The organism is Dyadobacter fermentans DSM 18053 (genome assembly GCF_000023125.1).
In the GTDB taxonomy this organism is placed as follows: Bacteria; Bacteroidota; Bacteroidia; order Cytophagales; family Spirosomataceae; genus Dyadobacter; species Dyadobacter fermentans.
The window spans coordinates 6247860-6274821 of record NC_013037.1; the positions used below are offsets into that span (position 1 = coordinate 6247860).

The window sequence follows — 26962 nt, forward strand, 5'->3', positions numbered from 1 at the left end:
TTTTCCTGAGCATTAAATCCGTCAGGCCTTCGAAAATATGCGCACGATGATCAAAAGGTGTGCCAACTTAGTGTGGATTTGGACTTCTACTATTTGATCTTTTCAATTCCGTAAACTCTCGCGTCAAACTGTTGTGAAATCTCCACCGGGATTCCTTTTTCGTTCAGTTCCTTCCCCGTAAAAACCCCCAAATCCTTGCCATCTTCCGGCGAAAAAAGCCGGTACCGACTGCCCGGCTCGCCAAGCGGGAATGCGAATGTGCGCATTGTTTCTACGGATCCATTCCGGAAGAAGAACAGCACGCCGCCCTGTTTTTCCTTGTTGAATTTGTAAACGCCGTCCCAGTTGCTCATGGTCGGGCGCTGGAAGATGTCCGACACGTACGAGAATCGGGTGAACTGGTATTTCTTGTCCATCATTTTGAACCAGGTGTTCCATTTCAGGTACCACGGTTTCAGCTCGGCGGGGAGTTTGCGCGTGTCGCCTACGAGGATGGGCTTCACGGAGGCAAGCGAGAGAAATGTGAATTTGGAATAGGGTGAATCCATGAACTGGTTGCCGATCAGGTTGGTGGCGGTGGGAATGGCGCGGCTGCGGTCGAAGGCCATCTGGCGGATGTTGATCGGGCCTACGGGTGCGTCGTCGTCGTAGTTGGTGAGCCAGTCGTAGTCGGCGTGTTCGATGAGCGCGTAGTCATTAATATAATATTCTCCCCAAACTTCGTAGGTACAGTCCACGAGCAGGTCGGGAAACTCCTTGTGCAGGTCGTCAAAAAGCTGCAATGCTCTTTCATAAATGGCATAGTAGGAGCTTTCGCGGTCTTTATGGTTCTTTCCTTCTGATTTGTAATCTCCTTTTTTGGAGTAATCAAGGACATATGCAGAGTTGGCGATGGCCAGGTCGAGCTTGATGTAAGCAAGATCGTTCTCCCGTACATGGCGCTTTATTTTGGCTAGAATGTAATCGTAGTAGCCGGATGCGAGCGACATCGTCACGCGGTTCTTCATTTCCTCGTGCAGGTAAGCCGGTTCACCGTTTTTATCGTAAATGGCCCATTCGGGATGTTCTTTGTATAGTTTACTGCTTTTATCCACTGAGGCGAGGCCCATCCAAAGGCCGGCTTTCATGCCCCGCTTGCGAATATGATCGGTGATCGGTTTCAGTCCGTTCGGGAATCGCTTCGGATGTGGTTCCCAGTCGCCGTAATTGTTTTCCCAACCGGCGTCCATGATAAACAGGTCGGTGCCGGTGCCTTCGAGGCCGTCGGCTAGTTGCGTTACGAGCGTGTCGTTGATGTTCGTATAAAAAGGCCGCCACGTATTGTAGAATGTGAACGGAATTTCCTTCCGCTCAAACAATTTCACGCCCATGCGTGTACGTACGAAGTCGGCGAAGTGGCCTTCGAATGCATCTTCCCACTTTTGGGACTGCACGAGACAGATGAATGTCCGTGGGCTGTTAAATGTTTCCTGCGGTTCAATCCATTTTTTAAACGGATAATGGTCCGTCAGGCTCGTCATACCGGTCGAAATGCGGTGGTGATCGGTGTATACCTCGGTCTTTTTGAGAATGCTGGGTGCTTCATTACCAAGGATAAAGCCTTCTTTCGCGTAATTATTATACACAAAAACGGCTGCATCGTGGTGGTCGCCGTGGTAGGGCCGCCAGGCGAAACGGGAACCGTAGTTGGTATACATCTCGCTTTGCTGGGAAGAAACGGGCACCAGGTTTAGCCGCTCCACTTCCAGGTCGGCAATGGCAATGGCTTTGGCGCCCTTGTTGGTAATGCCGACCTGCTTCCGGACTACCGGCAGTTCGTCGTAGACTTCATAGGTTAAATCCACTATTACATTTTCGGCTTCCGTACCAGGCTTGCCGGCCAGCTGGACAGTCGCTTTCTGGATGCCGTTGCCCGCCCGGACGAGTGAATGCTTTACGTGCCTGAATAACCCATTCGCGCCGTTGGCACTCGCAGGCTTGCCGTTAATTGTAAAATAAAACTCTTCCGAGCCAGGGCGGCTGTAATCTTTGTTCGTCAGAAGATGCTGGAAGCGGGATGTGTGGAAAGAATTATCACTGATCGTGAATTTTCTTTCCAGGAAGCGGTTTTTAATGATAAGCGAATCTTGCGCAAACGCATTGCACGAAACGAGGACCGCCCAAATGGCGACCCGGATGGAAAGGTTGTACATAGTAATGTGTATAGTTAAATGTAACTACTGAACTAACTATGGATAAGCCATAGTTTGGTCGAATTTAATAAAATATCGAGAACAATTTAAATTTTAAACAGATAATCAAGGAAGATGTGAGCTGGTCTTCGAAAAACCCTGATATTGCAGCTTCTTAATTCAAGACGTTTAATCTATGTCACAGAACTTATTCGATTTTGGAATGATCGGACTGGGCGTAATGGGGCGAAACCTGTTACTGAACATGGCCGATCATGGCTTCTCTGTTATCGGTTTCGATAAGGATGAAACCAAAAATTCCGCGTTGGAATCAAGCGCCACGCCGGGTACTACCGTAAAAGGCGTTTCAGAACTCGCCCAGATGATCCAGCTCCTGCAACGTCCCCGCAAGGTGATGATGCTCGTGCCTGCCGGTCAGCCGGTTGACGATGTCATTGCATCCCTTTTACCTCTTCTTGAAAAAGGCGACGTTATTATCGACGGAGGAAATTCCCATTATACAGATACGCTCCGCCGCGTGAAATACCTCCGTGAAAAGGATATCCATTTCATGGGAATCGGCGTTTCGGGCGGAGAAAAAGGCGCCCGCACAGGCCCTAGCATTATGCCGGGCGGCGATAAGGAGGCTTATGCGCACGTACAGCCCATGCTGGAAGCAATTGCAGCGAAAGTGAACGGCGAGCCTTGCGTGGCTTACCTGGGCAAGGAAGGTGCCGGCCATTATGTGAAAATGGTGCATAACGGTATTGAATATGCGATCATGCAGCTCATCAGCGAATCGTACGCGATCCTGAAAAAAGCCGGTTTGAGCAACCAGCAGCTTCACGAGACATTCAAAAGCTGGAACGACGGCGACCTGCAATCGTTCCTGGTGGAAATTACCGCCGATATTTTCCTGCAAAAGGACGACAAGACCGACGCCCACCTGGTAGATGTGATCTCCGACAAAGCGGGCTCGAAAGGAACCGGTAAATGGACGTCGCAAGATTCGATGGAGCTGCCCGTGGCCGTTCCGGTGATTGACACAGCGGTGGCTATGCGTACGTTATCGGGCTACAAGGATGAAAGAACGGTTGCTGCCGAATTGTACGGCGCAAGCAATGCGATTTCAGAAGAAACCCAGGTGCTGATCGAGCAGGTGCACGATGCATTGTATTTTGCCACCATTCTCGCTTACGCGCAGGGACTTGCAATGCTTTACCAGGCATCGAAAGATCTGCAAATGGAGATCCCGCTGACCGACGTCGTGAGCGTGTGGAGAGGCGGCTGCATTATCCGTTCGTCGCTGCTTTCGGTGTTTACCGATGCCTACAAGCAAACCCCGGATTTGTCCAATATTCTGTTGAACCAAGAAGTAGCCGCATTGGTTAAATCTGCGGAAGGTAACACGCGTTCGCTGATCGCATTTGCCGCCCAGTCGGGCATCCCGGCCGCTGCGCTGATGTCGTCGCTGGCTTATTTCGACGCATACAAAACAGCGTACATGCCGACCAACCTGATCCAGGCGCAACGTGACTACTTTGGCGCGCATACGTACCAACGTACCGATATCCCAGGTACATTCCACACAGAATGGGGTCAACAATAAATCAGAAATTTTATGCAAAGCAATAAACGTCCCCCTGCCTCGGTACTCTTTATTTTCGGAGGAAGCGGTGACCTCAACTACCGGAAGCTCACACCGGCCCTCTATAACTTGTTCCTCGACAACTGGATGCCCGATCAGTTTGCGATCGCGGGTATCGGCCGGAGTGCTTATTCCAATGAAAAATACCATGAGCACCTGCTCGACGGCGTGACGAAATTCTCACGTCGGAAAGGCAAGCAAAATGGCCACTGGACGGATTTTACGCAGCATGTTTCGTACCTGCAAATGGACGGCGACGATGCGGCAGCTTACCACAAAATCACCGATCTGGTAAAAGAAAAGGAAGAAGAATGGGGAGTTCATCCCAATGTCATATTCTACCTTGCGGTAGCGCCTCAGCTCGTTCCTTCGATCGCCCAAAAGCTGGGTGCATTGAAGATCTGCGGAGAAAAAAGCACTACGCGCATTGTTGTAGAAAAACCATTCGGTCATGACCTGGAAAGTGCCCACGAACTGAACCTGCTGCTTTCCAGCATGTTCGCCGAGGAACAAATATTCCGTATCGACCATTATTTGGGTAAAGAAACCGTTCAAAACATCCTGGCATTGCGTTTCGCGAATGCGTTGTTCGAGCCGCTCTGGAACCGTAACTACATCGACCACATCCAGATCACCGCTGCCGAAGCAGTAGGCCTGGAAGGTCGCGGAGGCTATTTCGAGCACGCAGGTGCATTGCGCGACATGGTGCAGAACCACATCCTGCAAATCCTCTGTATGATTGCGATGGAGCCGCCGGTATCGTTCGATGCGAATGAGATCCGTAACAAAAAAGTGGATGTGCTCAATGCAATCCGCCGGATCGGTAAAGACCAGGTTCACGATTTCGCGGTTCGCGGTCAGTACTCGGGTGGCTGGAAAAAGGGTGAGAAAGTGGTTGGTTACCGTCAGGAAGAAGGTGTGAACCCGCAGTCGAATATCGATACATTCGCGGCTGTGAAGTTTTACATCGACAACTGGCGCTGGCAGGGCGTGCCTTTCTACGTTCGTACCGGTAAGTACCTGAACCAGAAAGCGACCCACATTACTTTGCATTTCAAACAGGCGCCGCATTATGCATTCCCGCCTGAGTCTGCTGAAACATGGCGCTCTAACCGTCTGACTATCAGCATTCAACCTAATATGGACATCAGCATCCGGTTCCAGGCCAAGCGCCCGGGACAGACCATGATGCTCGACCCGGTGGATATGACCTTCGATTACGACGCAGTTGCCGGCGAACACGCTCCCGAAGCGTACGAAACGCTGCTTCTGGACGTGATGGAAGGCGACGCGACGCTGTTCATGCGTAACGACCAGGTGGATGCCGCGTGGAGAGTGATCATGCCGATCCTCGAAGCATGGGAAAACCGCCCGCCGCAAGACTTCCCGAATTACGCACCCGACTCATGGGGCCCGGATACGGCCGATGCGCTCATCGCCCGCGATGGTCACACATGGCTCAACCTGCCACCAACCCCGTAAGCTATGGAGTTGCATATCGAGAAGGATACCAAAGCATTAAGCGCCAGCCTTGCTGAATGGATTAACAATTACATTCAGCAGGTGCTTGCCAAACAGGACCGTTTTACATTCGTACTCTCGGGTGGAAGCACGCCGAAAGCACTGTACGCGCTGCTGGCCGAATCGCCTTATAAAGAGTCGGTTCCCTGGGAGAAACTACATTTTTTCTGGGGCGACGAGCGGGCTGTTCCGTTTGAGGATTCGAGGAATAATGCTAAAATGTGTTATGATGAACTGTTGGATAAAGTGCCTGTGAAGGCTGAAAACATCCACATCATGCGCACCGACATTACACCCGAAGAATCGGCTGCGGAGTATGAAAAGATCATGAAAACCTATTTCGAAGGCTCCGAAACCACTTTCGATTTCGTGTTGCTTGGAATGGGGGACGATGGTCATACCTTATCGCTCTTCCCGGGCACCGAGGTGATCCACGAGCAGGAAGCCCTGGCGACGTCATTTTTCCTTCAAGCCCAGGACATGTACCGCATTACCCTCACCGCCCCGGTGGTGAACAACGCGGCTTGCGTGGCCTTCCTGGCCGCCGGCGCCGGTAAAGCGGAAGTTTTGAAACAGGTTTTAAAAGGAGAAAGGAATATCGACCTCTATCCCTCGCAGATCATTCAGCCTTCGAAAGGCCAGCTGCACTGGTTTGTGGATGAAGCTGCCGTTGCGCTGCTTTAAGATTGATATTATTGTTCCAAATACTGCAAAGCACGCTGATCCAACGGCGTGCTTTGTGCTGTTTATGGGGTTTTTGAAGCGTTCAACAATGCGCAGCGCCATTGGATAAAATTCAACGGCCGCTGATCTGCCCGGGTATTAATTTTACGCAAAACAAACCTTACTCACATGATGCACATTCTGAAAATCGTGGCGGTTATCATCGTGGTAACCTACGCGCTCAGGCTCATAAATGCCCAATCCGATTGGCTCGTTTTTGCCGGTCTGGGCGTAATCGGGCTTACATTCTACTTCCTATATATTGTCCTCGGACAAATTGTAAACCAATTGAAATCTAAACTGTAATCGAATATGAAGCGAAACATTATTATCGGAATCCTGACTACCATCGTATTGATCATGGCGCTCGTCATCCAGCCTTTCTCGTTCGAAAACATCGACGCCGGTAATGTCGGTATCCGCATTAACCTGTACGGCAGCGAAAAGGGCGTCGATAATATCACGCTGGTGACCGGGCGCGTTTGGTATAATGCCTGGACCACCAAGATCGTGGAATTTCCGACTTACACGCAGAGTGTTGATTACGAATCGTTTGTGATTACTACCAAGGATGCTGCGGAGTTCAAAGTCGACCCGAAGCTGAACTATCACATCAACCCCGACAAAGTACCGCAGATTTACCGCCAATACAGACGACCGTTAGCGGAAATCCAGCAGGGTTTTATGAAAAATACGATTTATGATGCGTATCGCATCGTAGCCAATTCGTTCACGTCCGACAGCGTGATGTCCAACCGCGAAGTGTTCGAAGACCGTGTGCAGAATGTATTGACCAAAACCCTCGGCAAGGACGGTTTCATCTACGACCAGCTCACGTCGGCCATTACCCCGCCGCCATCGCTTCGTCAGATGATCGACGAGAAGAATGCTTCCATTCAGGCCCGTTTGAAAGCCGAAAACCAGGCAAAACAAGCGGAAGCCGAAGCAAAAGTCCTCATCGCCCGCGCCGAAGGACAGGCCAAAGCGACATTGATTAAGGCGAAGGCCGAATCGGAGGCCAACCAGTTGAGACAAAAGACATTGACACCGTTGCTCATCCAGCAGGAGTGGGTGGCGAAGTGGAATGGCGTGCTGCCGACTACCAATGCAGGCGGCAGCACAAGCCTGATGCTGGGAGTGAAGTAAGCTTACGATTACTCGCATTTGCATCAATGCATCCGACCCCGGGGATTTACCTCGGGGTTAATTTTTGCTCCCGCACCATCTTCCTGATCATACTGCCGGGCAGGCTGATGTACGCCGAGCTGTCGATCAGCGCATCAAAATTGCCGAAAACATCCTTCTCCGCATTGAAAGTGCTCTTATCACGAATATCGATGTCGGCTAATTCCACCTTGCACTCGGGGTTCAGGCGCAGGTAACCATTTTTCGAAATTGTCGCTTTCAGGTTGCGGACGGTCGCGTGGTCGAGCATCAGTGCGTCGCCTTTCTGGTCAACCACCAGGTCGCCGAATTGGTAATTTTTCACTTTCGCACGAATGCTGTCCGACACAATGGCTTCTAGCTGCGGCGCGATAATGTAGATCGAAGGCAGCGTGCCGAATGCGTCGTGTGCCTGGTAGCCCTGCTTCCAGTCGGCTTTGTAGGTGACCACCAGGGTGTCGCCGGAGGTTTTCCATTCGAGGTATTTGGGAAGGGTAATCATGCGGATTTCCGCTTTCGTGCCCTGCTGTATTTCAGTCAGCCCAAATCCTTTGCCTTTCAGGTGCAGGTATTTGAATGTCCCCACAGGATGTTTTGAGAAACCGTGATACTTATCGTCCTTATCGATTTTATCAAACTGGTTTTTCAACACGAAATTGGACGACAATGTCACCAGAACGAATATAGATAATGTGATGATTAACAGAAGATTGCTGGTTTTCATGGGCATTACTTGGTTAACGGGTACATTTCTTCGATGAACTTCTGGTAAAGGCTGTACAGCTCGTCGATCCCGATGTCGAGCAGGTACAAATTCTTGAACACCTCGGGCAGTTCGTTGGTCAGGAAGCGCTCCTTGCGGTAGGCCAGGATTTTCTCGTTCGCGTGCTCGTCGGCCGAGTAGCCGATGCCGCGCTTGTTGAAAATGATCTCCTTGTTTTGCAGAAAATCATAAGTACGCATCACGGTATTCGGGTTCACTTCCATCATCGCGGCAAGGTCCCTCACCGACGGAATGCGCTCGCCGGGCGGCCATTTGCCCAGTAAGATCTGCTCACAGATATAATCCGCGATTTGCAGGTAAATGGCTTGTTTATCTTTAAACTCCATAATGGGTGCGAATTAAATTTCTCGTTCTTTCAGCCGGTAATAAGCTGCAAGCCAAATCATGACTGCCACTGCCACGGTAAATGCCTGCACGGCATGCAGCATCGGCTCCGACAGTGTGATGTGGTAAAAACCGGCCATGTATCTCGGGCGCGACATCCCGTCTTCCACATTAAACCATGTTTTCCAGCCGGTAAGCGGATAAACGGTGAGCATGCTTGGCCGCGAGGCAAACTGCATCGACAGGATGTAATTGAAATAGCTCAATACAGCTACAAAAGCAATCCCGATCGCGGCAGTTTTGATGTACGCAAACTTTTTGAAATAAACCGACCCGCAAAACACCACTGCATGAATGAGAATGTAGGCATAAATGGTGTAATCGGCGAAATCCTTGGGAATGTACTGGTAAGGATTGGCCCCGGGCGGAAGCAATGTATTCGCATGATCGACCGTGCGGTAATGCAACTGCCAGAACAGCAAAAGGAAAGGCAGCACAAAGGCGAGGTTGAGCAGCAGCGAGCTCAGGAATTTTTCGATGCGCGAGGCGGGGATCATCAGCGAGGCAATGCCGGTGTCAGGGCTGGAATATTGGGATAATGCATTGCTGGTGTACAGGCTGGAACCGAAGAGCGCAATCATGAACAATGCCATAAAATGCAGTATCCTGCGAAATTCGCTGTATTCGTTCGTCATGGTGATGGGCAGCAGCATGGCGAGCAGGCAAAAAACAAGCACGCCGGCCATCATCAGGTAGTTTTTTCCTTTCTCTGCCGCGTCGAATCGCAGCATCAGGGCAAATCGGTGAATGTCGAATGTCTGGTTCATAGGATTTCGATTGGGGACACGGGGACTGGGGTTAGGAAGGGCAGAATGTACCGGAGTGTTGCCGCTGCCAATGCAAGCAACAGGATGATGATTATTTTCATGGCTAATAGGCGAATATCTGGCTGATCCGCTGGGGATTCTCGATCACGGCATTGAACAAGTGTTCCAGGTCGACACGGCTCTCTTCCTGCGTAGAATTTTCGAAAACGGCTTTGTACCCGCGCAGCGAAGGCTCCGAATACAGCACCCGTGCATCATACTCAATGCTGGGCAACGTGCCGAAGCACAATCGTTCCGAAATGGTATCGAGGCTGTGGCGGATCAGTATTTGGCTGTTTTCGAGGATGATAATCGCGTCGATGAGGTTATCGAGATCGCGGACCTGGTGGGTCGAGATCAGGACCAGGCGGTCTTTGTCGAGCGCGGATGATACCAGTCTTCGGAACTGGCTTTTGGAGGGAATATCGAGGCCGTTGGTCGGCTCGTCCATGATCAGCACGCGGGTGTTGGTAGCTAATGCGAATGCGATCAGCACCTTTTTCTTCTGGCCGTACGACATACCCGTGAGCTTATTGCCTTCCGGAATGTCGAACTCGGCAATGTAGGCCCGGAAGAGCTGCTCGTCGAATTTGGGGTAAAACGGCGCCATCAGCATCAGGTACTTGTCCACCGTCACCGACGGGAGGTAAATCTCCTCGGGAAGGAAGAAAACATCCTGCAAAAACGCCGGCTGGCGCCTGCGCGGCTCGAAGCCTGCCACTTCAATGCGGCCGCCGGTTGGGAAAAGAAGCCCGGCCATGTTGCGCAGCAAACTCGATTTGCCCGCTCCGTTTTTGCCCAGCAGCCCGTAAATGTGCCCGGCGTCGAGGTGCAGGTCAAGGTTTTCAAACAATTTCTTACGCGTTCCGTATCCAAAAGAAACCTGGTCGAGGTGAATCATGGCTCAATTGTTTTAGTGTTCTAGTTAAATAGTACACTGCAAATGTAACTGATGATTCCAGAAACGCAACAGTTGTGGTTAAAAAAATATTTGGAATAAAGAATGAACGGAATCACGACCGCCTACCTGTCGGAAATCAGGCGTTGATAGTCTTCCTGCGTGTCGATGTCGATGCTGCCTTGCGGAAAGGGGTGGGTAGAAATGTCGGCTGCAAAACGTGCGAAGAGCTTTTTTGCACCTTCGGCGCCGGTGAGTTGGAGCAGGGATGGGAAATAGGAAGCGGCAAAAAAAGCCGGCGTGCCCAGCGAACCGCCATATTCCGAGGCTACAATGCCGGTTTCCGCTTCTTCAAAAATGCGGAGCAATGCATGAAAAGTAGCCGCGGTAACGAATGGCTGGTCGCTCACGGCGAGGATAGCGCCTTTCACGCCCGGAGCATGGGATTGCAGCGCCTTGATGCCGGCTTTAATGGACGCCGACATGCCTTCCGGCCAGTCGGGGTTGAATACGAGCCGGCAGGGCAAACCTTCCAATTCCTTCCCGATCAACTCCGCATTGGCGCCCGTTACCACAACCACCTCCGTCACCGCTTCCAGCGCTGCCTCGGTAATGTGCCGGATCAGGCTTCTGCCCTGGTATTGAAGTATTTGCTTCGGTTCGCCGAGCCGGGATGAGCTGCCTGCCGCGAGGATAACAATGCCATAGTGGTTTGGGATCATGGTAAATCAGGATGCCGGTGTTTGAATGGCGCAAAGGAAATCTTCCTGCTCGTCGCGGGTATAGGTGACAGGCTGGTCGGTCCGGTTGTGGATCGGTTCAAGTTTTTCACGCAGCGAAAGCCCCACGCGCCGTCCCAGCACAGCCTTAATCTCGGCCAGCACCGATAATGCGATTTCTTCCGACGTTTCAGCCCCGATATCGAGGCCCACGGGGCCATAAACCTTGGCCTTCTGCGCGTCGGTAATCACCATTCCTGAATTTTCCAGCTCGGCATACATCCGTTCCAGTTTCTTCTTCGGACCCAATGCACCCACGTAACGGCACGCGTCCACGTCCAGGAGCTGTTTCAGCAATGCGATGTCGTAGTTGTAATTGTGTGTCATGAGCAGCACAAACGTGCGGTCGTCTATGACAATGTGTTTCAAAACATCGTCGGCCCGCGCCACGAGCACTTTTCCTGCTTTGGGAAACCGCTGCCGCGTGGCATGACTGGAACGGCCGTCGACCACGGTAATATCCCAGCCGAGCACGGCCGCCATTTCGGTGATCGGGATGGTATCGTTGCCCGCGCCGGCGATCACAAGCGAGGGCGGGGTGTTGAAGTATTCGATAAAACCAGTCAGCGATTGGTTATCACGCTCGAATGCTTTGAAAAACGAATCGCCGCGCTGGTAGGCTTCATGCGTCTCCGCAAGCAGCGTATCGAGCAATGCCGGTTCGGTACATTTGCAGGTGAGCTCGTCGTCAGTTTGTAAATGCAGGAAACACGTTCCCGGCTGTGCGCCCGTGCGCGATTGGAGCGAGAACAAGGTTATCAGCACCGCATTTTGCCTTTGGGCCAATACCTTTTTCAATAACTCCACGGGATTCTCGGGGTCATCTGTCCGGATAGGCTCGAAAAGGATATGCACAATGCCGTTGCAGCCGAGCTGTACGCCGAGGGTTGTGTCGTTTTCGTCGGTAGTATCGTAGGTAACCAGCTTGTTTTTCTGCTGGGAAATGGCGAGCAGGGCCTTGCGCAGGGCATCTCCTTCAAGACATCCGCCGCTGATGGCGCCTGTGAGCTGGCCTTCGTCCGTCACGAGCATGCGTGCGCCCGGGCGCCTGTACGACGAGCCCTCTACGTGCACGACGGTCGCAAGCGCCATGCGCTTACCCGCCGCCACTTCCTGCTCATACGACCGGATGATGTCCGTGATTTCTTTCATGGCGATGTTGTTTTACAATCTTTGAAATAACAGAAACCGCGTGGTTTACATGCTCCTCGGTAGAAAACCGTCCGAAACTGAAACGGAACGAATTATGAATGCGTTCGTCCGAAAGGCCCATCGCTTTCAGCACATAGCTGGGTTCCAGTGTGGCGGAGGTGCAGGCCGAGCTGCGCGAAAACGCCAGGTCGCTGCCCGCCTCGAAAATCAGTTTCTCCCCATCCACCTGTCCGAACGAAATATTGGTACAATGCGGCAGCCGGCGGGCGTCTTCGGCATTGATCTCGATATCTTGCAGTACCAATAGTTCCACTTCCAACGCATTCCGCAGTGCGCTGAGCCGCTTGCTTTCCCGCGCCATTTCGGCCCCGGCAATTTCACAGGCCCAGCCAAGCCCGACGATCCCCGGCACATTGAGCGTGCCGCTACGCATATTGCGTTCGTGGCCGCCGCCGTCGATCTGGGCGGTGAGGATAATGGCGGGGTTCTTTTTGCGGACGTAGAGTGCGCCCACGCCTTTGGGCCCGTAAATTTTGTGCGCACTTAATGCAAGCAGGTCGATGCCGTCGCTCAGGACATTCACGGGGACCTTGCCCACAGCTTGCGTGGCGTCGGACAGGAAGGGAATGTGGTGTGATTTGGCAATGGCAGCAATCTCACGGATAGGCTGGATCACGCCGGTTTCATTGTTGGCGTACATCACCGCGATCAGGATCGTGTGCGGGGTAATGGCGCTTTCAAGCGCGGTCAGGTCGATCAGCCCGTTGGCATTCACGGGCAGGTAGGTAACTGTACCGCCGAGCCGTTCGATATGCTTGCAGGTGTCGAGCACCGCTTTGTGTTCGGTAGCGACGGTGATGATGTGTTTCTCCGGTTGTAAGGAATTTTCGAAAATGCCTTTAATGGCCAGATTGACGCCCTCGGTAGCACCGGAGGTAAACACAATCTCCTGCTGGTGTGCGCCAATGAGGCCGGCGATCTGCTCGCGTGCAATATCCACCGATTCTTCCGCCTCCCAGCCATACAAATGCGTACGACTGGCCGCATTGCCGAATTTCTCGGAAAAATAGGGCAGCATTTCCTGTAAAACCCTCGGGTCCACAGGGGTTGTAGCATTATTGTCCAAATAAACAGGCAGTTTCAAGGGCTAGGTCGGTTTTTAGATTCAAAAAAGCAAAATGGGGCAGGTTAGTTCAAAATAAACAAAAAACCATCTCATTTTAAACATGAGATGGTTTCCGAAACTAAACGAACAGGTTAACTATAATTATGAAATTGGTAATCAGTTTGCTGAGGCGCTACGGCCGGGCAGCTTGTCAGAGAGCAGCGGGAGCGGTACCAGCGCGGAAGTTTCCAGCAACAGCAGATACGCGAGCGTTACACGATCCATATCCGTTGCTCGTGCGACTCGGGGTCCAGTGCAGCCAAATGCACCCATTCGTTCCTCAGCCAATCGCTATTCACACGGGCGGCTACCTGCCGAACGGTTTCCGGGAAATGTTCTACGATGCAGAGCAGCCGCACGGGCCCGGTTGCATTTCGCGGGCCCGTGCCTGCGTTGGCCGTTTGTGAGAAGAAACATTCAAGGTTTGCGGCGGCACGAAGCGGAAGTTCAGTTTGGAATATTTTTTCCAATGCATCACCATTCAAATCCAGCTTGAAATCGTACCCGGTCACAAAAGCAGCATAGCCGGATGGAATATCCCTTTTTAGCGTCGGTTGGCCGATGATATAAATGCACTCGGGCGCATTAGCAGTATCATTTACATGCATTTGGTTTGCAGGTTCTTCGCGTTGGTGATGAGGATTATGTTTTAATGCGGCCAGCAGGCCTTCGTAATGGCTCCATTCAGATGCTTCCTGCCAGATGCTGAGTACTTCGCTTTTTTCACTCGGCGGAATGGGGGCAAAGAGGTCGTCGGGAAGACCGGTCAGGCGGGACGCCAGCGGTTGCCAGCGATTGCCTGGCTGATCTTCCAGCACGTCGATTTCAAGCAGCAGTTCGAATACAATCAGGTCGTGCAGCGAGATCGTGCTGCCGTTGGGCAGCGAGCCGGGGGTATTTTCGAGAGTCGCCACCAGTCCCGACCAGTCGCGATGCGCAAATTGCTGATCGAAAAGGTATTGTTTGAAAAACCGTTCATCTCCGACAAGTACCGCCAGCAGGTCTGAAATAGAGGGGCTTTCGTGTAGGAGCAGGTTGCGCGCCCGCGGGCTGTTGAATACGCTCACAAAGCTGTGCGATTCCATTTCGCGCATGGAATCGAGGAAACCTTGTCCGCGTACGGGGAATATCCAGTCGGCGGTGCCGTGGTCGATGTAGCTCGCTACAATGCGGAACAACCTCGGGTGGACGCGCTTGCCAAGATCGGTTTTGTATTGGCGCTGCCAGTTCGCCCTCAGCGCACCGATTTTGGGCGGGGCGTCGGGCGGAAATTTCTTCATCAGCACCTTGTCCTGCCATTCGAACAAGCGGTCCGGACCTTTTCGTTTTACCAGCACTTTTTCGAGGATTTCCGGCTTCACTTTTTTGGCATTGTACAGCGAGCGGTATGCTTCCAGCGAAAGGGTTGTCGGCGTTCCGAGCATTCCGCCCGCCTGATGCAGCGCATCTTAGAAATGCAGGTGCTGGAATGCCGCGAGCGGATTCCGGTGATTCGCTTTCCCCGCGGGCGACAGCTCGGGCAGGAATTGTTTCAACTCATCCAGCACGGCGTGTTCTTCGAATGGGTTGTTCCGGGCTGTCACGGGTTGAGGCTGATCGCGTTTAGTCATATCGTTCTTTCCAGCTGCGGCGGGCCGGTACCGGCTGCCGTTTTGCATTTCAAAAGAGCCGAACAGCAATTAAAACACAATTAAACAAGCCTTAAAATGCAGTTAAAATTGGCTGGAATCAACATTATAGTGCCGTGACCGCGAAACCTCCTCAGTTTTTTACCGGCTGATTTATTAATCAGATAATTGGGCGTGAATGAAACTATTTATTTAATTTTGTGTTCTACTCTACAATATTAGTAGATTAATGTTTCATTCTTTAAACCTTCACCATTATGTCACTTCGATTAGGAGATATCGCACCGGACTTTGAAGCAAATACCACGCAGGGACCCATTAAATTCCACGAATGGCTGGGAGATAGCTGGGGATTGTTGTTCTCTCACCCGGCCGACTTTACGCCTGTTTGTACAACTGAATTGGGTAAAACAGCGCTGCTGAAAGGTGAATTTGAAAAACGCAATGTGAAAGTGCTCGCGGTGAGCGTCGACGACCTGGATTCGCATAACCGCTGGATACCGGATATCAACGAGGTAAACGATACGGAAGTGAACTTCCCGATCATCGCCGACGAAGGCCGCCAGGTAGCACAGCTATATGATATGATCCACCCGAACGCCAGCGAAAAAGCGACGGTACGCTCGGTATTCGTGATCGGCCCGGACAAGAAGATCAAGCTTACCCTTACTTATCCTGCATCGACAGGCCGTAATTTCAACGAAATCCTCCGCGTGGTGGATTCCTTGCAGCTGACGGCAAACTACTCGGTAGCCACACCGGCCGACTGGAAAGACGGCGAGGATGTGATCGTGGTGCCGGCGGTAAGCACCGAAGACGCCCAGAAGAAGTTCACCAAGGGTTTGAATATCGTGAAGCCGTATTTGCGCTACACACCGCAACCGAACAAGTAATTGTTCCGGTATGCAAGAAAAAAGCGGATGTCCTGTTTCAGGGCATCCGCTTTTTTTTAGCGCTCGCTTTCGCTCTCGATCACCTCCTCCGGAACGATCGTTTCGTCGCCGTAATAGGTCATGTGCCGCGCGCCCTGGTAGTAGAACCAGATGGACAGGGACATCGGAATGTGGGCAATGTCGTTGTAATTGAACCAATCGCCGAAGCTGAACTTCAATGCGTGGAAACCGGCGGCAATGGCGCCCATTAACGTAGCGATGAATATGTATTTGCTCCCCGGGTCCTTTCTTTTTTTATACACATAAATTTCGATCATAAAGAGCATCAGGAACAGTCCGTAGAATGCGTGAACTTCCACCACACGAAAATCGAGGGTGATGAAAGTCAGTGCGAAAAATATGGCGAGTTCCAGGTAATTGAGCCAGCCGAGGATGAGCCCGTTGCGGCGGTGGAGCAGGGGCTTGATATGCCAGATCGCCGCACGTTCGAACAATGCCACGGCGATCATGCTGGCAAACCAGCCCGGGATTTTCCCCACCTTGCCGGTAAGATACAGGAAGCCGTGGCCCAGGATGCCGCCGATGGCCGTTGCGATGGCCATGAACAGGAAGAAATACTGGATTTGCTTGTACATGCGGTGCGCGCGCCCGAGTTTGTTGAGATGGAAAAACGCGTAAATGCATACAGCGGTCATCATCAGGCTCGACAACACCGTCGAGGGTTCCAAAATGGTTATTCCGAATAGGTTTATCTGGTGGACTTTGCTGAAATCTATGACGACATCGTTCATGAACAGAAGAGTAAGTTAGTGCATCGGCGTCCGGCCGGTTTGCATTTGTATTTCAAAAGTAAGTCTGTCTTTCCTCTTCACCAAAATTATACCAAGTCACGCGCGCCGGCGCGCCGGCTCTGATACACCGTTACCCATTTTCAGTTTGGTATCCCGAAAGTGCCGATTCGCAGATGAATTCGGGGGAGTTGTCTATTATCAAATAATAAATATAAAGTATGTTTTTCCTTTGTATTGAGAATTGTATTTAAGTAGGACAGCACCGAAGCACCCTCGTTAATTAACTTATGGAAACCATGAACACCTCATTCCTGTCAGCCGTCAGATTAGTCTTTTTGACATTATTTCTGGGTATTGCAGCCCATCACACCTTCGCCCAGGCACCGGCACCGGGAAATTCTAAGATTTCCGGAATTGTACTCGACTCAGCGGCCGCTAAGGGCGTGGAGTTTGCGAGTATTGCATTATTCAGTGTCGCTGACAGCAAGGTCATTGACGGCACAACGGCCGATGAAAACGGCAAATTCGCGCTTGCGAAAGTAGCGCCTGGTGCCTACCGTCTGATGATCTCGTTCATCGGGTATAAGGACAAGGCCGTGGATGTGAAGGTGGAAAAGGGCAAAGATGTGGAACTCGGGTCGGTTCAGCTAGCGTCGAGCGTGCAGAATTTGCAGGAGGTGACGATCACAGGCGAAAAATCGCTGATCGAGGAGAAGGTGGACCGGATGGTTTTTAATGCAGAAAAAGACATTACTTCGAAAGGCGGCGATGCGTCCGATCTGCTGCGGAAAGTACCGATGCTTTCAGTGGACCTGGACGGCAACGTGTCGCTGCGGGGGAGCTCCAATATCCGTGTTTTGATCAACAACAAGCCTTCGACGATCATCGCGAGCAACGTTGCGGATGCCTTGAAGCAGATCCCGGCCGATATGATCAAGTCCGTGGAAGTGATCACGTCGCCTTCCGCCAAATACGACGCCGAGGGCTCGGGTGGGATCATCAATATCATTACCAAAAAGAACAACCTGCAAGGCCTGACGCTGAATATCGATTCGGGGGTAGGTAACCGCGGCTCGAACCTCGGCTTGAACGGCAGCTACCGCAAAGGCAAAATGGGTTTCACGCTGGGCGGTTTCGGGCGCGCATTCTACAATAAAGCGACATCCGTGCTCGACCAGACGACTTATTCGGGCGGCAGCTCGTTCCTGACCAACCAGAGTTCTACGGCCAAAGATCGTGGGATGTTCGGGCAATACTCGCTGGGTTGGGATTATGATTTGGGTAAAAACCAGGCATTATCGGCCGGCTTGCGCTACGGAACACGGAATTTTATCCAAAAACAGGACCTGACGATCAATCAATACGAAAATAGCGCGCTAAGCAACAATTCTTTACGCAAAGTCGACCGGAAGGATTTGTCGGGAACCGTGGATTTCAATATCGATTATATCCGGACTTTCAAGCCGCAACAGGAGTGGAGCATTTCGACCTTGTACAGCCGCACGGGCCTCACCAATAATTTTAATACCGATTTGCTCAACGAATCGGGCGCGGTGGATAGCAAGCTGAAAAACGAGAACAAAAATGAAAATTCGGAGTTGACGCTCCAAACGGATTATCAGACACCACTGGGTAAAAATCAGATGCTCGAATTTGGTGCAAAAGGAATTTTCCGGACCGTGGACAGTGATTTCAAATACCTCACCGCAGGCGAATCGGGCGATTTCGTTTTGAGCCCAACCAACCCGTCGGGCGTTTTGAACTACAAGCAGAATGTGGCTGCGGGATATCTTTCCTACACACTTTCGACTCAGAACAAATACACATTCAAACTGGGAACGCGCTACGAATATACGGGCATCACGGCCGATATGGGCGCGGGCAAGGCGATTGACATTCCGGCTTACGGAAACCTGGTGCCGAGCATCAATGTGTCGAAGGTGCTGTCGGGCAGCACTACGCTGAAAGCCGCTTACAACCGCCGTATCCAGCGCCCGGGCATCCAGCAGCTGAACCCCAATGTGAACCTGGCCAACCCGCAGAGCATCAGCACCGGTAACCCGGCATTGAGCCCCGAACTGACCGACAACTTCGAGCTCGGATTGAGCACGAATATCAAGAAAACGTACATTAATGCCTCTGTTTTTGCACGCCAGACCAATAATTCGATCACGCAGGTGAGAATGGCCGTGGATACGCTCCAAGGCGCTATCGTCACCACTTTCGAAAACATCGGCAAGCAGCGCGCATACGGCGCCAACATCTTCGCCAACGTGTACCTGACCCCGAAATGGACATTGAACGGAAGCATCGACATTCTGCATTCGTACCTCGAAGGACAAACGACCGGTCTGGACGGTACTTCGGTGGGCATCAGTAATTCGGGTTTCAATTATGGCGGCCGGTTAATGTCACAGCTTTCGCTGCGGAACGGCTGGGGATTGCAGGCATTCGGCTTTTACCGGGGCAAGGAAATCCAGTTACAGGGAACGCGCACCGGTTTTTACCTATATTCACTAGGGTTCAAAAAGGATTTTGCCAACAAGAAAGGCAGCATTGGTTTCGGAGCGGAGAATTTCCTGACAAAAGGCGTGCGTTTTACGTCCGACCTGACATCGCCGCAATTCGTCCAAACCGGCTCCACGCAGCTTTATAACCGCAATTTCAAGGTGACATTCAGCTACTCGATCGGGAAGATGAGTTTTAATGCGCCGAAGAAGAAGACGAAGTCAGTAAACAATACGGATGTTGTAGGAGGCGGAGGCCAGCAGAACTGATTGCCGGACGACCGCCATAGCGCAGGGGCAATGTGCCTCTGCGCTTTTTTTGTGTGTACATTGTAAAACAGATATTACATTGCCTACTTATTCGTTAATATAGAAAGATATTTTTGTATTTTGTAAATACATTGATACCTTAGGAAAGTTAATTATCAATCTGTGAAGAGGTTGCCATGAAGTGGTCGTTTGTTATTCAGCAGAAGTTCAAAGCTGCGATTTTGTTGGGAGGGATCATGGCAATGATCGTGGGGGGCACGCTGATCTCGCGTTACAATGTGGAGGGGATTGACGAGTCGTTTTCGTCCATTTACCAGGACCGCCTGGTTCCGGCGACTACCATTTTGTACCTCACCGAAAACTTGTACAGGAAGCGGTTATCGCTCGAAAATTACCTTTATTCGGATGAGCGGCAGTTGCCCGCGCATGTGAAGGCGCAGCTGCGCGCGCACGACCGGAGCGTCGATTCGCTGATCCGGTTGTTTGAAAAGACCTATCTGGTGGATGAAGAGGCGAAAAGTCTGCAAGCATTCAAAAGCCAGATTGCCCGTTATTCGAAGCTCGAAGAGCAGGTGCTTGCATTGTGTGCGAGCGGCGCATTTGCCGATGCGAAGCAGTTGTTTTCCGCGCCAGGTGCCACCACATTCGAAAGTACCATATTGAATTTGAATGAGCTGGCAGGCATCCAGTCGACGATCGGCAAGGACCTGATGAAGGCTTCGAAGGTGAATGTGGCGAGTTTCGGTATTATCTCATTCCTGCAAATCGCGCTGGCGATCATCACCGGCCTGGTGGTTATCGTGCTGATCCGCAATTCGCAGATTATCCAAAAGCCGCGTTCGGATAGAAATAAGAGCCAATATTTTAACCTGAACTGATAAAAGGAACACTTAAAAATAAAAGGTCGGGGTTTCCCGACCTTTCATTTTTGGACTGGACCAGCTTACTGGTTCACTTTACGTCCCTTTAATGTTTCTCTTTCGTTTTTAACCTGCTTCAAAAGATCTTTTTTGACAAACAGGCGCGTTCCGTTGCCGCTTTGAAGATCGAACGTGCGCTCTTTGTAATCGAATTTGTTGTTAGGCAGCACATCGAGGAAATAGTTCTGGCCGCTGAGGTTGAACTTCATTCCTTTGGTATCCTGCTGGGTGTCGTCCCACGAAACGTTGATCGTACCGTCGCCGGTGCTCAATGCCACGCCCGGCGTGAATGGCAGCACGTTGATCGTCTGAATGCTTTTTCCGTTGCTCATCGTGATCTGTCCTTCCGGATTGACCTTGATATCGTTCGGGTCGGTCACCTCGCGGCGGATGTTGATCGACTTGTCGTTGAAGAACTGAACTTTCGTGAGGGAAATATTGGCAGCTTCCAGGTCGCGACGGAGGTCTTCGGTAAAAACAGTGTAGTTCGAGAGGGGAACGGAGTTCATGGTGGTGCAGGCAGAGAACCCGCTGATGAATAGTACTCCTACAAAAAGTTTTTTAATCAGATTCATGTCAGAAAATTGGTGTTCGTCTGAACTGGTTTGGTGATTTTAGTTGAGTTGTTTACCGGTCGCAATATTAGTAAAAAAGCCTTTCAGATACCAGCGGATTGAGTGATCGTACCACCGGATAGGCTAGTACTGACAATGTGTCAGCCGATGCGCATTTTGATTGTTATTGGAACGCATATTTCTGGCGTGTATTGCAAAGCGAAATTACATTCTTAAAATATAAAACAAACGACAACATTACTATGGAATCAGTGATTCAGGAAAAAGGGAATTTGAGCATTCACACCGAGAACATCTTTCCGATTATCAAGAAATTCCTTTATTCGGACCACGAAATTTTTCTTAGGGAACTTGTTTCCAACGCGGTTGACGCGTCACAAAAAATCAAAAAACTGGCTTCGTACGGGGAGTACAACGGCGAGCTGGGCGATCTGAAAGTGGTTGTTAAGCTGGATAAAGATGCCAAAACGATCACGATCAGTGACAATGGTATCGGTATGACAGCCGACGAGATCAAAAAATACATTAACCAGATCGCTTTTTCGGGAGCGACTGAGTTTGTAGAGCAGTACAAAGACAAAGGCGAAGGCGACAAAGGCATTATCGGTCACTTTGGTTTGGGCTTCTATTCGGCTTACATGGTGGCCCAGAATGTAGAGATCATTACAAAATCCTACAAAGAAGGCGCTGAGCCGGTCCGCTGGGAATGCGACGGTTCGACGGAATTTGAAATTTCGCCCGTTGAGAAGGCAGAACGCGGTACCGACATTATCCTGCACATTGCCGAAGATTCCGAGGAATTTCTGGACGCACACCGTTTGAGAGGCATTTTGGAAAAATACGGCAAATTCCTGCCGATCGAAATCGAGTTTGAAGACAAGGTGATCAACAATCCGAGCCCGATCTGGACAAAAAGCCCTTCCGATCTGAAAGACGAAGATTACCTCGCATTCTACAAAGAATTGCACCCATTCAGCGAAGATCCGCTTTTCTGGATCCATTTAAATGTGGATTATCCATTTAACCTGACCGGCGTACTTTATTTCCCTAAACTGCGCAACGACTTCTCAGGCCAGCGTGAGAAAATCCAGCTTTACAGCCGCCAGGTGTTCATCACCGATGAAGTGAAGGACATCGTTCCCGACTTCCTGCAACTGCTGCACGGTGTGATCGACTCGCCGGATATTCCGTTGAACGTATCGCGCAGCTACCTGCAAGCGGATGGTAATGTGAAGAAAATCAATGGCTACATTACCCGCAAAGTGGCCGATAAGCTGCTCGAAATCTTCAAAAACGATCGCGAGGGCTTCGAGAAGAAATTTGATGATATCGGCTTGTTTGTCAAGTATGGCATTATCAGCGATGATAAATTCTATGAAAAAGCGAAGGATTTCTGCCTGCTGAAAAATACCGACGGCAAATACTTCACTTTCGAAGAATACCGCGAGCATATCAAGGAAAACCAGACGGACAAAAACGAATCGCTCGTTTGGTTGTACACCACCGACGAGAAAAAGCAGGATGCATTCATTCAATCGGCGAAGAAGCGCAGCTATGACGTGCTTGTGCTGGACACCGTGATCGACTCGCACTTCATCAATGCATTGGAGCAGAAGCTGGAAAAAATCAGTGTGAAGCGCGTTGATGCCGACACGTTGGACAAACTGGTTGAAAAAGAAGTGAAGCTGGAAAGCATTCTTTCTTCCGACGATCAGGAGAAGGTGAAGAAGGTTTTTGAGGGCATTTCGGAGAACAAAACGGCGCAGATTGCCGTGGAGGCCATGCCGGTAGACGAACTGCCGGTGGTGATCACTTTCCCGGAATTCATGCGCCGCATGACGGACATGCAGGCGAGCTCAGGCCAGCGTTCGATGTTTGGCGATATGCCGCTGATGTACACCGTTTCGCTGAACTCGAACCACCCGCTGATCGGCAAGATCGCCGGCTCGGATAATGAAGATGAGCAAAAGGCGCTGGCGAAGCAGCTTTACGATCTTGCATTGCTTTCGCAGGGAATGCTGTCGGGGAACGACCTCACGCAGTTTATCCAGAGAACGGTAGGTACACTTTCATAAAAGTACCTTTTTAATAAGAAGAAAGCCGCTGTAAAAGCGGCTTTCGTGTTTTATGACCTTCCTGAGGTAAGTTTCAGTTTCAATTTGTCCAACTCCTCCCATTTCTGTTGCCTGGCTAATGAGGCCTGCTCCGGCCAGGTGGAGGGATCGTGGAGCTGGTAGCGCGGGCCGGCTTTTTTGAGGAAACCTGCTACCCGGAGCAGCGATGTCTCCATAAGCTGCTCATAAGTGTGGATGCCTTCTTTATTAAGTATTTCTTCAATTTTCGGGCCGATGCCTTCGATAATTTTGAGATCGTCGGGAGCGTGGTCGGGGCTGATGGTGGGGTAAACTGTTTTGTGGGCGTTGGTAGCAATCGGGTAATCCACTGTGGTGTTCGTTAAAGTCCGGATTTGAGCGAGTTCGTATTTCTTTTCCTCGATTAATTCCTGCAAGTTATCAATTCTCTTTCTGATAATCACTTTCGCAAGAAACCAGCCGGCCGTAGCGGCGGCGATCAGCAGCACCGTGATTTCGGCTACTGCCACAGGCAGACTGTCCAGATCGAGAGAAAACATGGGCAGGTTCATGGTTTTGATTGATAGTAAGCCAGCTCGCGGTGAATGCGGTTCAGTTTATAGCGCAGGTCACGTGTTTTCTTCACTTCATAGGCACGCCCGAGAATGAACCCGATGAAGAGCGTCACGCCGATCATGATGGTATGCTGCAAGAAATGCGATAGTTCAATGCGATAGGAGGGTAGCCCGAATTCCCGCAGCGAAACACGCAGGAGTCCGCTTTGCGTGGATGTTTCCGGGAGCAGGGCCTGGGAGTCGAAGAGCATGTCGCAGAACTGCTCGATTTTACATATATGCCAGTAAATAGAACCTGCTATCCAGAATCCCAGGAAGGTCCACCAAAGCGCCTTGCTATTGAACATGCGGAACAGAGTTTGACGGGTGAATGCTGTAACCTAAAAATAGGATTTCGTCAAATAAGATGCAATAGAAGTGCTTATTACAAAACAAAGCCCGGGCTAACGTCCGGGCCTTGTTATTTATCGGTTCATCGAGATCAGGAACTCTTCGTTGTTCCGTGTCCCTTTCATATGTTCTAGCAGGAAGTCCATCGATTCCATGGCGTTCATATCGGCCATGTGCTTGCGGAGTATCCATACTTTTTTCAGGATTTCCTTATCGAGCAGCAAGTCCTCGCGGCGGGTACCGGACGCCATTACGTCGATAGCCGGGAACACGCGCTTGTTGGACAGCTTGCGGTCGAGCTGCAATTCCATATTACCGGTTCCTTTGAATTCTTCGAAGATCACTTCGTCCATTTTTGAACCGGTGTCGATCAATGCGGTTGCGATGATGGTCAGCGAGCCGCCGTTTTCCACATTACGGGCCGCACCGAAGAAGCGTTTCGGCTTGTGCAATGCATTGGCGTCCACACCACCGGAAAGGATTTTACCGGACGATGGCACCACGGTGTTGTATGCACGCGCGAGACGTGTGATGGAGTCAAGCAGAATCACGACGTCGTGGCCGCACTCCACCATTCTTTTGGCCTTTTCCAAAACAATGCTCGCTACTTTCACGTGGCGGTCAGCCTGCTCGTCGAATGTCGACGCGATTACTTCCGCGCGCACGCTGCGCTGCATGTCCGTTACCTCTTCCGGGCGTTCGTCGATCAGCAGGATCAGCAGGAACACTTCGGGGTGGTTACGGGTAATGGCATTTGCAATCTCTTTCAAAAGCACCGTTTTACCGGTTTTAGGCTGTGCGACGATCATACCGCGCTGGCCTTTCCCGATGGGTGCAAAGAGGTCGAGAATACGGGTCGAATATTGTTCCGGGCGCGAGCTCAGGCGCAGACATTCGTCGGGGAACAATGGGGTAAGGTATTCAAATGGAATACGGTCGCGGATTTCTTCGGTGGTTTTACCATTCACCGTCTCCACGCGGAGCAATGCAAAATATTTCTCACCTTCTTTCGGCGGGCGGATCTGGCCTTTTACCGTATCACCCGTTTTCAGACCGAACAATTTGATCTGCGAGGGCGAAACGTAAATATCGTCGGGGCTTGCGAGGTAATTGTAATCCGCAGAGCGAAGGAAGCCGTAGCCGCCATCCTGCATGATTTCGAGTACGCCTTCGTTGACGATCAGTCCGTCGAACTCCCTGACGTAGTTGTTATAGTTGCGTTTGATTTTGGAAGACGGATCTTCACGCTGAGCCTGAGGCTGCTGGTGCCGCTCCTGGCCCTCATGCTGGGGGCGTGGCTGGCGCTCTTCTCGTGGCTGACCAGCGGACTCCTGGGCCTGTGCGGCAGGTTTTTCCTCCTCTGTGTCTGCCACGGCTACTTCCGGTTCGGTGGTAGCCTCCACCTCGGAAGCAGTGTCGATTTCCTCTCTGCCGAGATCATTGAGCGTGTCGTTATCTTCGTCGATTTCGAGCGAAGTGTCAATATTTTTAGGCCTTTCTTCCTGGCGTTTCGGGAACTCCTGGCGGGCAGGCGTATCGAATAACGGTGCAGAAGAAGCCATGGACTGATTGATATCTTTTTTGTTACGGGCCGGACGGTTATTTCCGCCTTTGCTATTTACCGCAACGGGCACGGGAGTAGCCTCAACAGGCCTTCTGGCGCGTTTTTTCTTCGGTTCGGCGGCGTCGGCTGCGTTGATTTCCCCGGCGGGAGCTTCTGCTGTGGCTATTTCGGCAACAGAAGCGGGAGCTTCCTGCTGCGACACAATCCGGTTAATCAGTTCTTTTTTAGGAAGTTTGGCATGATCGGGTATTCCCAGAGCACCCGCTATTTCTCGTAGCTCTGATAAAAGCTTAATGTTTAAATCATCAATTGTAGGCATACAGAAAATGGAAAGTAAAGGGTCACTTTACCAATTGGACAATAAGGTTGTGAATATAATTGGATGTAACAGGACAGCGCGCCCTGCGGTCACGTGATGGTCATTGATAGGTTTATAAGCATTTGATGCGAAAGCCCGCGCGAAAGGCTTTACTAACTGCAAAACTTTGATGGATCAAATCTGAAAATTGTAACTGGTACAAACAGGAAGTATTGACAATAAATCGGCAAGATTTTGAACCTCGATAACGCTGGGATAAGAAGTTACCGCAAGATGGAATTTGGATTTATAAGTCGATACTGACTTGGATGGACGAAAGTAAATAGATAACGTTTAATTTCCAAATATTTAGCTTAAAAACCGTGCCAAGCGGCTTGTTATTGCTTTTTAATGTCAAAAAATCTTGGACAAAGTGGTTGCACTGATTATTTGGCGGAATGCAACGGCTTAATAGTCTTAGTTTTTGTGCCGGGAAAATCGGATTTTTGCCGGACTATGAACATTGTTGTGGATTCGGGGAACACCTTTTCGAAAATCGGATGGTTCGAAGGGGAAAAACTTATACGATATACGACGCACCTGGATTTCCCGGAATTGATCCGCAATATCCAAGCGGAGCTTCCGGAATACCTCTTCTTTTCGTCGGTCGGACCTACGCAGGAAGAGTTCCAGCAGGCGCTCGGAGCATCGCTGCCGGTGATCGGACTCACGCCCGACACGCCATTGCCGATCGTTAAGCATTACGACACCCCGCAAACGCTTGGCGCCGACCGCATTGCCGCCGCCGCGGGTGCCAATTTCCTGTTCCCGGGTGAAGACCTCGTCGTGATCGATATGGGCACCTGCATTACTTACGACGTGATCGACCGCGACGCGACGTTTCAGGGCGGGTTAATTTCTCCCGGCGTGCGGATGCGATTCAACGCCATGCATACGTTTACCAAAAGGCTCCCGCTATTCGAACCCGAAAAAGGCCCGGAACTGATCGGGAAAAGTACACGGCAAGCCATGCAAAGCGGCGTCATGAATGGTACCCTGGCCGAGATCGAAGGAATTATTGAACGTTACCGTCACAAATACCCAACTTTACGCGTAGTATTATGCGGTGGCGACGCGGCTTTTTTTGAAAGTAGCTTGAAACCACCCATCTTTGCGGTGCCGGAACTGGTTTTAATAGGATTGAACAGAATTTTAACATATAATGTCTCTTTACAGTAGAATAGGAATAGTCACGCTTGCCATTACACTCGGTTGGGGTTGTAC

At 51.0% G+C, this 26962-nt stretch carries 25 protein-coding genes; 10 read left to right on the forward strand and 15 right to left on the reverse strand.

Annotated features, from left to right (window positions below; translation table 11 throughout):
- Nucleotides 1-89: 89 nt before the first annotated feature.
- Nucleotides 90-2192: an alpha-galactosidase gene (locus tag DFER_RS25810; protein WP_015814620.1), complete on the reverse strand. Its 2103-nt coding sequence runs from the start codon at nucleotides 2190-2192 to the stop codon at nucleotides 90-92.
- 175 nt (nucleotides 2193-2367) lie between these two features.
- Between DFER_RS25810 and gnd the strand changes: the two genes are divergently transcribed.
- The 5 genes from gnd to DFER_RS25830 all read left to right on the forward strand — a co-directional run bounded on the left by gnd (nucleotide 2368) and on the right by DFER_RS25830 (nucleotide 7209).
- Nucleotides 2368-3780 carry an NADP-dependent phosphogluconate dehydrogenase gene (gene gnd / locus DFER_RS25815; RefSeq protein ID WP_015814621.1) on the forward strand — a complete coding sequence of 471 codons (1413 nt, stop codon included), beginning with the start codon at nucleotides 2368-2370 and terminating at the stop codon, nucleotides 3778-3780.
- 12 nt (nucleotides 3781-3792) lie between these two features.
- Nucleotides 3793-5301: a glucose-6-phosphate dehydrogenase gene (gene zwf / locus DFER_RS25820; protein ID WP_015814622.1), complete on the forward strand. Its 1509-nt coding sequence runs from the start codon at nucleotides 3793-3795 to the stop codon at nucleotides 5299-5301.
- A 3-nt stretch (nucleotides 5302-5304) separates the two neighbouring features.
- The gene (pgl, locus tag DFER_RS25825) at nucleotides 5305-6024 is read left to right on the forward strand and encodes a 6-phosphogluconolactonase (protein ID WP_015814623.1); all 720 of its coding nucleotides are present in this window, start codon (nucleotides 5305-5307) and stop codon (nucleotides 6022-6024) included.
- A gap of 168 nt (nucleotides 6025-6192) precedes the next feature.
- Nucleotides 6193-6369, forward strand: a complete 177-nt coding sequence (locus DFER_RS30225) for a hypothetical protein (RefSeq protein ID WP_015814624.1) — start codon at nucleotides 6193-6195, stop codon at nucleotides 6367-6369.
- 6 nt (nucleotides 6370-6375) lie between these two features.
- Nucleotides 6376-7209 (forward strand): SPFH domain-containing protein, encoded by an 834-nt coding sequence (locus DFER_RS25830; protein ID WP_015814625.1) that lies wholly within the window; start codon nucleotides 6376-6378, stop codon nucleotides 7207-7209.
- Nucleotides 7210-7255: 46 nt separating this feature from the next.
- Here the strand turns inward: DFER_RS25830 and DFER_RS25835 are convergent, their stop codons facing one another.
- The 9 genes from DFER_RS25835 to DFER_RS30230 form a co-directional block, all read right to left on the reverse strand.
- Nucleotides 7256-7951, reverse strand: coding sequence for a hypothetical protein (locus DFER_RS25835; protein ID WP_143828811.1), 696 nt, complete (start codon nucleotides 7949-7951; stop codon nucleotides 7256-7258).
- Between the two features lie 5 nt (nucleotides 7952-7956).
- Nucleotides 7957-8337: a GntR family transcriptional regulator gene (locus DFER_RS25840; RefSeq protein WP_015814627.1), complete on the reverse strand. Its 381-nt coding sequence runs from the start codon at nucleotides 8335-8337 to the stop codon at nucleotides 7957-7959.
- 12 nt (nucleotides 8338-8349) lie between these two features.
- Entirely contained in the window at nucleotides 8350-9162 is an 813-nt protein-coding gene (locus DFER_RS25845; protein ID WP_015814628.1) for a hypothetical protein, read from the reverse strand.
- A gap of 103 nt (nucleotides 9163-9265) precedes the next feature.
- Nucleotides 9266-10102 (reverse strand): ABC transporter ATP-binding protein, encoded by an 837-nt coding sequence (locus DFER_RS25850; protein ID WP_015814629.1) that lies wholly within the window; start codon nucleotides 10100-10102, stop codon nucleotides 9266-9268.
- A 122-nt stretch (nucleotides 10103-10224) separates the two neighbouring features.
- Nucleotides 10225-10821: a nucleotidyltransferase family protein gene (locus DFER_RS25855; protein ID WP_015814630.1), complete on the reverse strand. Its 597-nt coding sequence runs from the start codon at nucleotides 10819-10821 to the stop codon at nucleotides 10225-10227.
- 6 nt (nucleotides 10822-10827) lie between these two features.
- Complete coding sequence (locus DFER_RS25860; RefSeq protein WP_015814631.1) at nucleotides 10828-12030, reverse strand: XdhC family protein; 1203 nt, start codon at nucleotides 12028-12030, stop codon at nucleotides 10828-10830.
- Entirely contained in the window at nucleotides 11996-13174 is a 1179-nt protein-coding gene (locus DFER_RS25865) for a cysteine desulfurase family protein (RefSeq protein ID WP_015814632.1), read from the reverse strand. The genes DFER_RS25860 and DFER_RS25865 overlap by 35 nt, the downstream gene beginning before the upstream one ends.
- A gap of 233 nt (nucleotides 13175-13407) precedes the next feature.
- The gene (locus DFER_RS25870; RefSeq protein ID WP_041735503.1) at nucleotides 13408-14619 is read right to left on the reverse strand and encodes a putative inorganic carbon transporter subunit DabA; all 1212 of its coding nucleotides are present in this window, start codon (nucleotides 14617-14619) and stop codon (nucleotides 13408-13410) included.
- A 24-nt stretch (nucleotides 14620-14643) separates the two neighbouring features.
- Complete coding sequence (locus tag DFER_RS30230; protein ID WP_041735504.1) at nucleotides 14644-14874, reverse strand: hypothetical protein; 231 nt, start codon at nucleotides 14872-14874, stop codon at nucleotides 14644-14646.
- Nucleotides 14875-15080: 206 nt separating this feature from the next.
- On the opposite strand from DFER_RS30230, the gene DFER_RS25880 reads away from it, so the two are divergent.
- Entirely contained in the window at nucleotides 15081-15716 is a 636-nt protein-coding gene (locus tag DFER_RS25880; protein WP_015814633.1) for a peroxiredoxin, read from the forward strand.
- Between the two features lie 56 nt (nucleotides 15717-15772).
- Here the strand turns inward: DFER_RS25880 and DFER_RS25885 are convergent, their stop codons facing one another.
- Nucleotides 15773-16507 carry a DUF6962 family protein gene (locus DFER_RS25885; RefSeq protein WP_015814634.1) on the reverse strand — a complete coding sequence of 245 codons (735 nt, stop codon included), beginning with the start codon at nucleotides 16505-16507 and terminating at the stop codon, nucleotides 15773-15775.
- A 287-nt stretch (nucleotides 16508-16794) separates the two neighbouring features.
- Between DFER_RS25885 and DFER_RS25890 the strand changes: the two genes are divergently transcribed.
- Nucleotides 16795-19284 carry a TonB-dependent receptor gene (locus DFER_RS25890; protein WP_015814635.1) on the forward strand — a complete coding sequence of 830 codons (2490 nt, stop codon included), beginning with the start codon at nucleotides 16795-16797 and terminating at the stop codon, nucleotides 19282-19284.
- Nucleotides 19285-19460: 176 nt separating this feature from the next.
- On the forward strand, nucleotides 19461-20162 hold the full coding sequence (locus DFER_RS25895) for an MCP four helix bundle domain-containing protein (protein ID WP_015814636.1): 702 nt from the start codon (nucleotides 19461-19463) through the stop codon (nucleotides 20160-20162).
- Between the two features lie 65 nt (nucleotides 20163-20227).
- On the opposite strand, the gene DFER_RS25900 is transcribed toward DFER_RS25895, so the two are convergent.
- Nucleotides 20228-20779, reverse strand: a complete 552-nt coding sequence (locus tag DFER_RS25900; RefSeq protein WP_015814637.1) for a hypothetical protein — start codon at nucleotides 20777-20779, stop codon at nucleotides 20228-20230.
- Nucleotides 20780-21021: 242 nt separating this feature from the next.
- On the opposite strand from DFER_RS25900, the gene htpG reads away from it, so the two are divergent.
- Complete coding sequence (gene htpG / locus DFER_RS25905) at nucleotides 21022-22854, forward strand: molecular chaperone HtpG (protein WP_015814638.1); 1833 nt, start codon at nucleotides 21022-21024, stop codon at nucleotides 22852-22854.
- Nucleotides 22855-22904: 50 nt separating this feature from the next.
- On the opposite strand, the gene DFER_RS25910 is transcribed toward htpG, so the two are convergent.
- From DFER_RS25910 to rho, 3 genes are all read right to left on the reverse strand, one after another.
- Entirely contained in the window at nucleotides 22905-23411 is a 507-nt protein-coding gene (locus tag DFER_RS25910) for a helix-hairpin-helix domain-containing protein (RefSeq protein ID WP_229206115.1), read from the reverse strand.
- A gap of 8 nt (nucleotides 23412-23419) precedes the next feature.
- Nucleotides 23420-23773: a hypothetical protein gene (locus DFER_RS25915; RefSeq protein WP_015814640.1), complete on the reverse strand. Its 354-nt coding sequence runs from the start codon at nucleotides 23771-23773 to the stop codon at nucleotides 23420-23422.
- Nucleotides 23774-23890: 117 nt separating this feature from the next.
- On the reverse strand, nucleotides 23891-25699 hold the full coding sequence (gene rho / locus DFER_RS25920; RefSeq protein WP_015814641.1) for a transcription termination factor Rho: 1809 nt from the start codon (nucleotides 25697-25699) through the stop codon (nucleotides 23891-23893).
- Between the two features lie 495 nt (nucleotides 25700-26194).
- On the opposite strand from rho, the gene DFER_RS25925 reads away from it, so the two are divergent.
- Complete coding sequence (locus DFER_RS25925; protein ID WP_015814642.1) at nucleotides 26195-26917, forward strand: type III pantothenate kinase; 723 nt, start codon at nucleotides 26195-26197, stop codon at nucleotides 26915-26917.
- Nucleotides 26918-26962 lie beyond the last annotated feature (45 nt).

Excerpts from the sequence above, each read along its gene's own strand:
- htpG (WP_015814638.1), top strand. The coding sequence starts at position 21,022 with ATGGAATCAGTGATTCAGGAAAAAGGGAATTTGAGCATTCACACCGAG.
- DFER_RS25895 (WP_015814636.1), top strand. The coding sequence starts at position 19,461 with ATGAAGTGGTCGTTTGTTATTCAGCAGAAGTTCAAAGCTGCGATTTTG.
- DFER_RS25850 (WP_015814629.1), bottom strand. The coding sequence starts at position 10,102 with ATGATTCACCTCGACCAGGTTTCTTTTGGATACGGAACGCGTAAGAAA.
- rho (WP_015814641.1), bottom strand. The coding sequence starts at position 25,699 with ATGCCTACAATTGATGATTTAAACATTAAGCTTTTATCAGAGCTACGA.
- DFER_RS30225 (WP_015814624.1), top strand. The coding sequence starts at position 6,193 with ATGATGCACATTCTGAAAATCGTGGCGGTTATCATCGTGGTAACCTAC.
- DFER_RS25860 (WP_015814631.1), bottom strand. The coding sequence starts at position 12,030 with ATGAAAGAAATCACGGACATCATCCGGTCGTATGAGCAGGAAGTGGCG.
- DFER_RS25890 (WP_015814635.1), top strand. The coding sequence starts at position 16,795 with ATGGAAACCATGAACACCTCATTCCTGTCAGCCGTCAGATTAGTCTTT.
- DFER_RS25915 (WP_015814640.1), bottom strand. The coding sequence starts at position 23,773 with ATGTTCAATAGCAAGGCGCTTTGGTGGACCTTCCTGGGATTCTGGATA.
- DFER_RS25840 (WP_015814627.1), bottom strand. The coding sequence starts at position 8,337 with ATGGAGTTTAAAGATAAACAAGCCATTTACCTGCAAATCGCGGATTAT.
- zwf (WP_015814622.1), top strand. The coding sequence starts at position 3,793 with ATGCAAAGCAATAAACGTCCCCCTGCCTCGGTACTCTTTATTTTCGGA.
- DFER_RS25870 (WP_041735503.1), bottom strand. The coding sequence starts at position 14,619 with ATGCTCGGAACGCCGACAACCCTTTCGCTGGAAGCATACCGCTCGCTG.
- DFER_RS25835 (WP_143828811.1), bottom strand. The coding sequence starts at position 7,951 with ATGAAAACCAGCAATCTTCTGTTAATCATCACATTATCTATATTCGTT.
- DFER_RS25880 (WP_015814633.1), top strand. The coding sequence starts at position 15,081 with ATGTCACTTCGATTAGGAGATATCGCACCGGACTTTGAAGCAAATACC.
- DFER_RS25845 (WP_015814628.1), bottom strand. The coding sequence starts at position 9,162 with ATGAACCAGACATTCGACATTCACCGATTTGCCCTGATGCTGCGATTC.
- DFER_RS25810 (WP_015814620.1), bottom strand. The coding sequence starts at position 2,192 with ATGTACAACCTTTCCATCCGGGTCGCCATTTGGGCGGTCCTCGTTTCG.
- DFER_RS25910 (WP_229206115.1), bottom strand. The coding sequence starts at position 23,411 with ATGTTTTCTCTCGATCTGGACAGTCTGCCTGTGGCAGTAGCCGAAATC.
- pgl (WP_015814623.1), top strand. The coding sequence starts at position 5,305 with ATGGAGTTGCATATCGAGAAGGATACCAAAGCATTAAGCGCCAGCCTT.
- DFER_RS25885 (WP_015814634.1), bottom strand. The coding sequence starts at position 16,507 with ATGAACGATGTCGTCATAGATTTCAGCAAAGTCCACCAGATAAACCTA.
- gnd (WP_015814621.1), top strand. The coding sequence starts at position 2,368 with ATGTCACAGAACTTATTCGATTTTGGAATGATCGGACTGGGCGTAATG.
- DFER_RS25830 (WP_015814625.1), top strand. The coding sequence starts at position 6,376 with ATGAAGCGAAACATTATTATCGGAATCCTGACTACCATCGTATTGATC.
- DFER_RS25855 (WP_015814630.1), bottom strand. The coding sequence starts at position 10,821 with ATGATCCCAAACCACTATGGCATTGTTATCCTCGCGGCAGGCAGCTCA.
- DFER_RS25925 (WP_015814642.1), top strand. The coding sequence starts at position 26,195 with ATGAACATTGTTGTGGATTCGGGGAACACCTTTTCGAAAATCGGATGG.
- DFER_RS25900 (WP_015814637.1), bottom strand. The coding sequence starts at position 20,779 with ATGAATCTGATTAAAAAACTTTTTGTAGGAGTACTATTCATCAGCGGG.